This is a genomic window from Streptomyces lycii (genome assembly GCF_009735685.1).
GTDB lineage: Bacteria > Actinomycetota > Actinomycetes > Streptomycetales > Streptomycetaceae > Streptomyces > Streptomyces lycii.
In genome coordinates this window covers 58310-67911 of sequence record NZ_WHPN01000392.1, presented here as the reverse complement: position 1 = coordinate 67911, position 9602 = coordinate 58310, and the positions used below count along the sequence as shown (strand labels likewise).

Below are 9602 nucleotides of genomic sequence, written 5' to 3'. Positions count from 1 at the left end.
GCGACGCTGATCGTCGCCCCCGGCCGGATGCCCCGGGCTCCCGGCCGGGCCCACGGCTTCTTGGTGCAGCTGTACTCGCTGCTGTCCACCCGCTCCTGGGGCATGGGCGACCTCGCCGACCTCGCGGAGCTGGCCGCCTGGTCCGGCCGGGCGCTCGGCTCCGGGTTTCTGCAGCTCAACCCGTTGCACGCCGCCGTGCCGGGGGAGCCGACCGACCCCTCGCCGTACCGGCCCTCCTCACGGCGCTTCCCCGATCCGGTCCATCTGCGCGTCGAGGACGTGCCCGAGTACGCCCATCTGCCCGCCCCCGCCCGGGAGCGCGCCGCCGAGCTGGCGGCCCGCGCGGCGGCCCTGCGGGAGGCCGTGCTGGAGCGGGGCGCGCTGATCGACCGCGACGCGGTCTGGCGCCTCAAGCGGGAGGCCCTCGAACTGGTGCGCGAGGTCCCGCTCGGTCCCGGCCGCCGTGCCGCCTACTGCGACTTCCTCGCCGAGCAGGGCCGTGCCCTGGAGGACCACGCCACCTGGTGTGCCCTCGCCGAGGTCCACGGCCCCGACTGGCGGAGCTGGCCGGGCGGCCTGGCCGACCCGTACTCCGCGCGCACCGCCCGCGCCCGCGGCGAGCTGCTCGACCGCGTCGACTTCCACTGCTGGCTCGCCTGGCTCACGGACAGCCAGCTCGGCACCGCCCAGCGGGCCGCCCTCGACGCCGGGATGGGCATCGGACTGGTGCACGACCTCGCGGTCGGCGTCCACCCCTCGGGGGCGGACGTCTGGGCCCAGCAGGACGTCTTCGCCGCCGGCATGTCCGTCGGGGCCCCGCCCGACGCCTTCAACTCGCGCGGCCAGGACTGGGGCCTGCCGCCCTGGCGGCCCGACGCCCTGGCCCGTACCGGCTACGCCCCGTACCGCGGGCTGCTGCGCGGCCTGCTGCGGCACGCCGGAGCCCTGCGCGTCGACCACGTCATGGGGCTGTCCCGGCTGTGGTGGGTCCCGGAGGGCCGCAAGCCGACCGAGGGCACGTACGTCCGCTACGACATCGAGGCCATGCTCGGCGTGCTCGCCCTGGAGGCGCACCGCGCCGGGGCCCTCGTCATAGGGGAGGACCTGGGCACGGTCGAGCCGGGAGTCCGGGAGGCCCTGGCGGAGCGCGGCGCGCTGGGCACCTCCGTGCTCTGGTTCGAACGCGACTACGAGGACGCCGGGGGCGGCCGGGCGCGGCCCCTGCCGCCCGAGCGGTGGCGCGCCGACTGCCTCGCCACCGCCACCACCCACGACCTGCCGAGCACGGCCGCCCGGCTGAGCGGCGAGCACGTCGGCCTCCGGCACCGCCTGGGGCTGCTCTCCCGGCCGCTGGAGGAGGAACAGGCCGAGGACGCCGTCGAGGTCGGCGAGTGGCTGGCGGAACTCGGCCGGCTCGGGCTGCTTCCGGAGGGCCCCGAGGACGAGGAGGGCGCGGTCAAGGCCGTGCACCGGTTCCTGGCCCGGACCCCGGCCCGCATGATCGGCGTGTGGCTGCCCGACTGCGTCGGCGACCGGCGTCCGCAGAACCTGCCCGGCACCTGGGACGAGTACCCGAACTGGCGGCTGCCCGTCGCCGGGGCGGACGGCACCCCGCTCACCCTGGAGGACCTGGCCGCGTCCCCCCGGCTGCGCGCCCTGATGGCGGATCTCGCGGAACACCTGGCGGACGCGGACCGGCCGGACCCGGCCCCGGAGGGCTGAGGAGGGGACCCCGGGCGCGCGGGCCGCGCGGGCGTTCGCTACGTTTGCTTACGTGGACAAGAAGAACGTGCTGCGCGCCGGAGCCGTCACGGCCGGTTCGACGCTGATGATGCTGCTGATGTCGTCTCCCGCGCTCGCGGCGGTCCGGGACGACGGCGACGACCCGGGCCCGGGCCTGAGCGTCGCCGAGACGCTGGGGCTCTACGTCGCGGCGCCCCTCGTGCTCTTCCTGGTGATCGCGGGCCTGGTGATGGTCGGCGACAAGTCCCGCAAGCAGAAGGGCTGACGCGCTCCGCGCGTTGCCCTCGCCTGCGCAGGGCGTTCCCGGCCGGGTCTCGGCCGGGGGCGCCCTGCGTGCGTTGTCCGCGACGCGGCCTGTGCTGCCGGGGGCGCCCCGCGTGCGTTGCCGGAGCCGGAGGCCGTTGCGCGGTGCGGGGCCGTCGGGGCTTCTCCGGCGCTTCGCGCCGGGGTGTCACCCTCCCTCCCCGCCCCGTTTCCCGGAAGCGAGCAGACACAGCTCTTGAGCGCCGGTGGCGCCCCGTAGCGACCCGTCCGCCACTCCGGGCCCAGCGGTCGGGGGAGGCGGACAGGCGGAGCCGGGCGGGCCGTACCCGTGGGGCCGGGAAGCCGGGGCCGCCGTCACGCGGGCCGGGTGTGCCGTACCCGCGGGCCCGGTGTGCCGCATCCCGCGGCCTGGTGTGGCGGGCCCGCGGGATGCGGCTTCGGTTCAGACGCCCGCTGCCGCGTCCGCCGCCTGGGCCTTCAGCGCGCGCTCCACGCCCGCCCGTGACTCGGTGACCAGCCGGCGCAGGGCCGCGGACGGCTCCGCGGAGGCCAGCCACGCGTCCGTCGCGTCCAGCGTCTCCCGGGAGACCTGGAGCGCCGGGTAGAGCCCGACCACGATCTGCTGCGCCATCTCGTGGCTGCGGGCGTCCCAGACGGCCTTCACCGCGTCGAAGTACTTCGCGGTGTACGGCGCCAGCAGCTCCCGCTGGTCGGTCTGCACGAAGCCGCCGATCACGGCCTCCTGCACGGAGTTGGGCAGCTGGTCGGACTCCACGACCGACGCCCAGGCCTCCGCCTTGGCCTCCGCCGTCGGCCGGGCCGCCCGGGCCGTCGCCGCGTGCTGCTCGCCCGCCGAGGTGCGGTCCCGTTCCAGCTCGGCCGCGATATCCGGCTCACCGGCCCGGCCGGTCGCCGCCAGCCGCACCAGCAGCGCCCAGCGCAGCTCGGTGTCGATTGTGAGCCCCTCGACCGACTCCGTGCCGTCCAGCAGCCCGGCCAGCAGGTCCAGCTGCTCCTCGGTGCGGGCGGTGGCGGCGAAGGCCCGTGTCCACGCCAGCTGGTGGTCGCTGCCGGGCTCGGCGGCCCGGAGCCGCTCCAGCGCCGCGTCGGACCACTTCGCCAGGCCCAGCTCGCGCCAGGACGGCGCGGCGTACAGGTCCAGGGCCAGCTTCACCTGCCGGTGCAGCGACTGGACCACACCGATGTCGGTCTCCTTGGAGATGCCGGAGAGCACCAGCTCCAGATAGTCCCGGGCGGCCAGCTCGCCGTCTCGGGTCATGTCCCAGGCCGAGGCCCAGCACAGGGCGCGCGGCAGGGACTCCGCGAAGTCGCCCAGGTGCTGGGTGACGGTGGCCAGCGACTCGGGGTCGAGCCGGACCTTGGCGTACGACAGGTCGTCGTCGTTGAGCAGGATCACGGCCGGGCGCCGCTTCCCCGCCAGGGCCGGGACCTCGGTCAGCTCGCCGTCGACGTCCAGCTCGATCCGGTCGGTGCGGACCAGCTTGCCGGAGCCGTCCAGGTCGTAGGCGCCGATGGCGATCCGGTGCGGCCGCAGCACCGGCTCGCCGGTGGCGCCGGCCGGCAGCGCCGGGGCCTCCTGCCGTACGGCGAAGGAGCTGACGGTGCCGTCGGCGGCGGTCTCGATCTCCGGCCGCAGGACGTTGATCCCGGCGGTCTGCAGCCAGGCCTTCGACCAGGCCTTCAGGTCGCGGCCGGAGGTCTCCTCCAGCGCGCCGAGCAGGTCGGGGAGGCGGGTGTTGCCCCACGCGTGCCGCTTGAAGTACGTCTGCACGCCGCGGAAGAACTCGTCCGTGCCGACATAGGCCACGAGCTGCTTGAGCACCGAGGCGCCCTTGGCGTAGGTGATGCCGTCGAAGTTGACCAGGACGTCGTCCAGATCGCGGATCTCCGCCATGATCGGGTGCGTGGACGGCAGCTGGTCCTGCCGGTAGGCCCACGTCTTCATGGAGTTGGCGAAGGTCGTCCAGGCGTGCGGCCAGTCGCTGCCCGGCGCGTGCGCGAGGCAGGCGATGGAGGTGTAGGTGGCGAACGACTCGTTCAGCCACAGGTCGTTCCACCACTCCATGGTGACCAGGTCGCCGAACCACATGTGGGCCAGCTCGTGCAGGACGGTCTCGGCCCGCGTCTCGTACGCCGCGTCCGTCACCTTGGAGCGGAAGACGTACTGGTCGCGGATGGTGACGGCGCCCGCGTTCTCCATCGCGCCCGCGTTGAACTCCGGCACGAAGAGCTGGTCGTACTTGGTGAAGGGGTAGGGGTGGTCGAACTTCTCCTGGAACCAGTCGAAGCCCAGCCGGGTGACCTCGAAGAGCGCGTCCGCGTCCAGGTGCTCGGCCAGCGACGGCCGGCAGTGGATGCCCAGCGGAACACTGCGCCCGTCGCCCTCCCAGGTGCTGTGCACGCTGTGGTACGGGCCTGCGATGATCGCCGTGATGTACGAGGAGATCGGCGGCGTCGGCTCGAAGCGCCAGGTGGTGTCCGCCGGCTTGTCCGCGCCGTCCGCGAGGGGCGAGTTGGAGACGACCGTCCAGCCCTCCGGCGCCCGCACGGTGAACCGGAACGTCGCCTTCAGGTCCGGCTGCTCGAAGCAGGCGAACACCCGCCGGGCGTCCGGCACCTCGAACTGCGTGTAGAGGTACGCCTGCTGGTCGACCGGGTCGACGAAGCGGTGCAGGCCCTCACCGGTGTTGGTGTACGCGCACTCGGCGACGACCCGCAGCTCGTTCGCCCCCGCCGCCAGCGACGGCAGCGCGATCCGGGAGTCGGCGAAGACCTCGGCCGGGTCGAGCGCGGTCCCGTTCAGGACCACTTCCCGCACCTCGGGAGCCACCAGGTCGATGAAGGAGGCCGCGCCGCCCTCCGCGCAGTCGAAGCGGACCGTGGTGACGGAGCGGAACGTCCCGCCCTCCTGGGCACCGGACAGGTCCAGCTCGATCTCGTACGCGTGCGTGCTGAGGAGGCGGGCCCGCTGCTGCGCCTCGTCCCGGGTGAGGTTCGTGCCAGGCACGGTAGGCATCTCCCATTCGTCAGGTTGACGGCCATCCTCGCACGCCGATACCCCCCGCACGCAGCAGGTTTAGCGGGCACGCCGGGGCCGGCCGGCCCCGGCGTGCCCGGGTCGCGGCGTCAGCGGGACTCGGCCGCCACCAGCTCAGCGACCTGCACGGCGTTCAGCGCCGCGCCCTTGCGGAGGTTGTCGCTCGAACAGAAGATCGCCAGCCCGTGCCCGGCGGTCTCGTCGCGACGGATCCGGCCCACGTACGTCGGGTCCTGGCCCGCCGCCTGGAGCGGCGTCGGCACGTCCGACAGCTCAACGCCGGGCGCCGACGCGAGCAGCTCGCGGGCGCGCTCCGGGCTGATGGCGCGGTCGAAGCGCGCGTTGATCTGGAGCGAGTGCCCGGTGAAGACCGGGACCCGGACGCAGGTGCCGGAGACCTTCAGGCCCGGGATCTCCAGGATCTTGCGGCTCTCGTTGCGGAGCTTCTGCTCCTCGTCGGTCTCGCCGGAGCCGTCGTCGACGACGGACCCGGCCATCGGGAGCACGTTGAAGGCGATCGGCCGGACGTACTTCTCCGGCTCCGGGAACTCCACCGCGGCGCCGTCGTGGGCCAGCCCGGCCGCACCGGCCGCGGTCTTCTTGATCTGCTCGTCCAGCTCGTTCACGCCGCCCAGCCCGCTGCCGGACACCGCCTGGTAGGTCGACACCACCAGGCCGGTCAGGCCGGCCTCGGCGTGCAGCGGGCGGAGCACGGGCATGGCCGCCATGGTGGTGCAGTTCGGGTTGGCGATGATGCCCTTGGGCCGCCGCGCGGCGGCGTGCGGGTTGACCTCGGAGACGACCAGCGGAACCTCGGGGTCCAGCCGCCACGCGGACGAGTTGTCGATCACCACGGGGCCGTCCGCCGCGACCTTCTCCGCCAGCGCGCGCGAGGTCGCGCCGCCCGCGGAGAAGAGCACGATGTCCAGGCCGGAGTAGTCGGCCGTCGCCGCGTCCTCGACGGTGATCCCGCTGCCCTGCCAGTCCAGGGTCCGCCCGGCGGAACGGGCCGAGGCGAAGAGCCGCAGCTGTTCCACCGGGAACCCGCGCTCGGCGAGCATTGTGCGCATCACACCGCCGACCTGGCCGGTGGCTCCGACGATTCCGATCCTCATGGGACGCCTTCCTTGCGTTGCCGTATGCCAGCGGGGCGGGTGCCCGAATGAAGCGCCCGCCCCGCCGTCCAGTGTCTCAGGCCGCTACGGCACGACCTTCTCGATCCTGACGCTGCCGGTGCCGGTGACCGTCCCGGCGGCGTTCAGCAGGCTGACCTCGCCGAAGAACGCCCGGCCCGCGGGGGCCTCGGAGGCGACCGACACATCCGCTGTGACCTGCACGGATTCGCCGTTGCCGACATTCACCGCGGCGTCGTCACCCACGGTGACCTCGCCCAGCGACGAGGCGAAGTACACATCGAGGTAGTCGTACTCCGTGGTCCCCGCGGGCACCGCGTAGCCGTCCACCTGCACCGTGTACGTCCCCGGCGCGGGATCGGCCAGGCTGACCGACTCCTCCGAGTCGCCGTCCGCCTCGTAGTCCACCAGCTCGCCGTCGCGCAGGACGCTCAGGTCCAGGTCCGCGCCGGTGTCGGAGGTGGACCCGATCGAGACGTCGAGCCGCGAGACGCCCTCCGGGACCTCGACCGTGGTCTCCCGGGTCTCGCCCTCGCCGATGGAGGGGCGCTCGCTCCGCGAGGAACCCAGCTCGCCGCCCCGCAGGCTGCCGTCCTCGATCGCGGCGAAGTCGTTCGTGGCCCGCCATTCCACGGGGACCGGAGTGCCGATCTCCGCCTCGGGCACCGTGAGCACCGCCGGGTCGAAGGTGGTGCCGAGCGTGGTCGCCGTCACCGTGTACGGGTTGTCGAGCAGCGGTGAGGTGCGCCGCGACTCGACCTCGATCTCCCAGACACCGGGCATCGGGTCGGCGTAGGCCCGCTTGCCCGGCTCACAGGTGTTGTCCGGGTTGTTGTAGTTCGGGTAGCAGTAGACGGTGCTGGTCGCGTCGGCCGGCACGCCGTAGGGGTTGATCGCGATCCACCGGGTCTGGCTGCCGTCCTCCAGGCCGCTCATCGCGACCTCCAGGGTCTTCGCGCCTTCCGGGACGGACACGAAGTACGAGGTGGTGTCGTTGCGCTCGGCGGTGCCGGACTTGCGGACGGAGAAGGACGGCGCGTCCATCGGGTCCGCGACCACCACGCTGCTGAGGATCCGCTTGTCGGCGCCGCCCCGGGTGCGCGGGTCGTCCAGCGTGAGCACGGCGCTGTGGAAGCCCGCGTCCTCCGCCTTCGCCCGGACGCGCAGGGTGACCGGCTCGTCCAGCGGCAGGGTCACGGACCGGCCGCCGAGCACCTGGAAGGTGCCGTCGTTGTTCTCCCAGCCCAGCCGGTGCCGCAGGTCGCGGTCGGGCCCGGTGGTGCGGGTGACGGTCACGTCGTACGTCCGGGACTCGCCGGCCTTCAGCCCGCCCTCGCGGTCGTAGATGCCGGTGCCGGTGTGCGGGGTCTTCAGGAAGCCGGAGAGCGCGGTGTCGACCGGTGCCCGGACCGCGTACTCGTGCGCGGTGGCGCCGTGCCGGACGGCCTTCCAGGCGTCCTCGACGTCCATCAGGCCCGCGCCCTGCTCATAGGCCTGGAAGCCCTTGATCCGGTGCGCGGTGCCGGTGAGCGCGGTGCGCAGCTTCGCCGGGGTCAGCTCGATGTCCTGCTGCTTCGCGGCCGACAGCAGCAGCGCGGAGGCGCCGGCCGCCTGCGGGGAGGCCATCGAGGTGCCCTGGAGCATGCCGTAGCCGGGCGGCAGGTCGTAGCCCGCCTCGGCGACGGGCTGGCCCGGCTGCCAGGTCGGGACGGTGTTGACGGAGGCGCCCGGGGCGGCCAGGGTCGGGGTGAAGCCGCCGTCCTCGCGCGGGCCGCGGGAGGAGAAGGGCATCATCGAGTACTTCGTCCGCACGGCGGAGCCGTAGTTGGCGGCCCAGGTCTCGCGGGAGACCGACGCGCCGACGCTGATCACCTTGTCGGCGAGCGACGGGTCCCCGATGGTGTTGGCGCCCGGACCGCTGTTGCCCGCCGAGATCACCAGCTGCACGCCGTAGGTGTCGATCAGCCGGGTGTAGAGCTCGGAGCGGGCGTTGTTGCCGTCGTTCAGCGGCGGAAGCCCGCCGATGGACATGTTGGCGATGTCGACACCGCGCTCGGTCACGAGGTCGATCATGCCCTCGGTGAGCGCGATGTTGGTGCAGCCGCCGCTCCAGGTGCAGGCCCGCGAGGAGACCACCCGGGCGCCGGGCGCCGCGCCGTCCATCCGGCCGCCGAAGAGGCCGTTGGCGGCGGTGATGCCCGCGACGTGCGTGCCGTGCGAGGAGGACACGAGGCCGATGTTGACGAAGTCGGCCGTCCTGCCGACCCAGTCGCCGCCGTACGGGTCCATGGGCACGTCCTCGCGGATCTCCACCACGAAGGGGATCCGCTCGGCGATGCCGGTGTCCGGGTCGTCGGTGCCGAAGTAGCCGACCTGGTGGTCCTCGCCGTACGGCTTCATCGGCTTCTCGTCGCCGAAGTCGCCGTCGCCGTCCAGGTCGACGCGCACCGTGCCGGCGGCCTGGTCCAGCAGGACGCCCCAGCGGTCGGTGGTGTCGCCGTCGCGGTTGAGGTCGCCGGCCATGTCGCCGCCGCTGGTGGCGGCCTCGGCGAACATGCTGACCCGGTAGGAGCCCTCCGGCGCGGTCCAGGTGCGGCCGTCGTAGGCGAAGGAGGGCCCGGAGACGGCGTTCACCATGGGGCGCCAGGTGCCGTCGCCGTCCACGATCGGGTCGGTCGCCGTCACCCAGTCGGTGATCTTGCGCTCGCCGGTGGTGGTCTCGCGCAGCGCCGGGTGGCCGAGATCGACACCGGAGTCGAGGACGCCGATGGTGATGCCGCGGCCGTCGGCCTTCCGGTGGTCCTTCACGAAGTCGACGGCGCCGGTCTCGTGGGACGGCTGGTACGGGTTCTCCGCCGGGGTGCGGGGGCCGGGAGCGGGGTAGCTGCCGCGCTTGCCGAGCGGCGCGCCCTCGGCCCGGTCGCCCTTCGGCGTCGGGTCCGGCAGCTGGATCTCCTGCCGGAGGTCGATGCCGTGCACCGCCGACAGCTTGCCGGCCTGCGCGATGGCCGCGTCGGCGCGGCCGGTCGGGACGGTGGCGCGGACATAGCCGAGCTTGTCGTGCGTGCGGCCGACGGAGGCGCCCTTGACCGCGTCCAGCCGGTCCGCGACCTGCTCGGTCGCGCCGGGCCTGGTGGCGATCATCATGGTGATGTTCTTGTCGCCGTCGGACTTGGCCTCGGCGAGCAGATCGGCGTCGGCCGCGCCGAGCTTGTCGTCGGCGGACTTGGCCGGTGCCGGGGCCGGTGCCGGCGCGGTGCCGGGGCCGTCGGCGGCGAACGCGGCGGGCACGGGGCCCGCCGCGGCGAGGGCCGCCACCAGGCCGGCCGCGAGGACGGCACGGGCCGTGCGTCTCGGGCCCGGCGGGGTCTCGGGTATCGAAGAGGAAGAGGACAACGTGGTCA

At 73.7% G+C, this 9602-nt stretch carries 5 protein-coding genes; 2 read left to right on the top strand and 3 right to left on the bottom strand.

Features of this window, described 5'->3' with window-relative positions; all coding sequences use genetic code 11:
- Together malQ and GCU69_RS27205 are read left to right on the top strand one after the other, a co-directional pair.
- Positions 1-1722 (top strand): 4-alpha-glucanotransferase (gene malQ, locus GCU69_RS27210; protein ID WP_156207441.1); only part of this gene is annotated, 1722 nt, incomplete at its 5' end.
- A gap of 52 nt (positions 1723-1774) precedes the next feature.
- Positions 1775-2008: a hypothetical protein gene (locus GCU69_RS27205; protein WP_098751919.1), complete on the top strand. Its 234-nt coding sequence runs from the start codon at positions 1775-1777 to the stop codon at positions 2006-2008.
- 441 nt (positions 2009-2449) lie between these two features.
- Here GCU69_RS27205 and pepN read toward each other — a convergent pair whose 3' ends face one another.
- The 3 genes from pepN to GCU69_RS27190 form a co-directional block, all read right to left on the bottom strand.
- Entirely contained in the window at positions 2450-5035 is a 2586-nt protein-coding gene (gene pepN / locus GCU69_RS27200) for an aminopeptidase N (RefSeq protein WP_156207442.1), read from the bottom strand.
- A gap of 119 nt (positions 5036-5154) precedes the next feature.
- A complete protein-coding gene (locus GCU69_RS27195) occupies positions 5155-6180 on the bottom strand; it encodes an aspartate-semialdehyde dehydrogenase (RefSeq protein ID WP_156207440.1) in 1026 nt (341 codons plus the stop codon).
- An 84-nt stretch (positions 6181-6264) separates the two neighbouring features.
- Positions 6265-9594, bottom strand: a complete 3330-nt coding sequence (locus GCU69_RS27190; protein WP_156207439.1) for a S8 family serine peptidase — start codon at positions 9592-9594, stop codon at positions 6265-6267.
- Positions 9595-9602: the final 8 nt, after the last annotated feature.

Excerpts from the sequence above, each read along its gene's own strand:
- GCU69_RS27195 (WP_156207440.1), bottom strand. The coding sequence starts at position 6,180 with ATGAGGATCGGAATCGTCGGAGCCACCGGCCAGGTCGGCGGTGTGATG.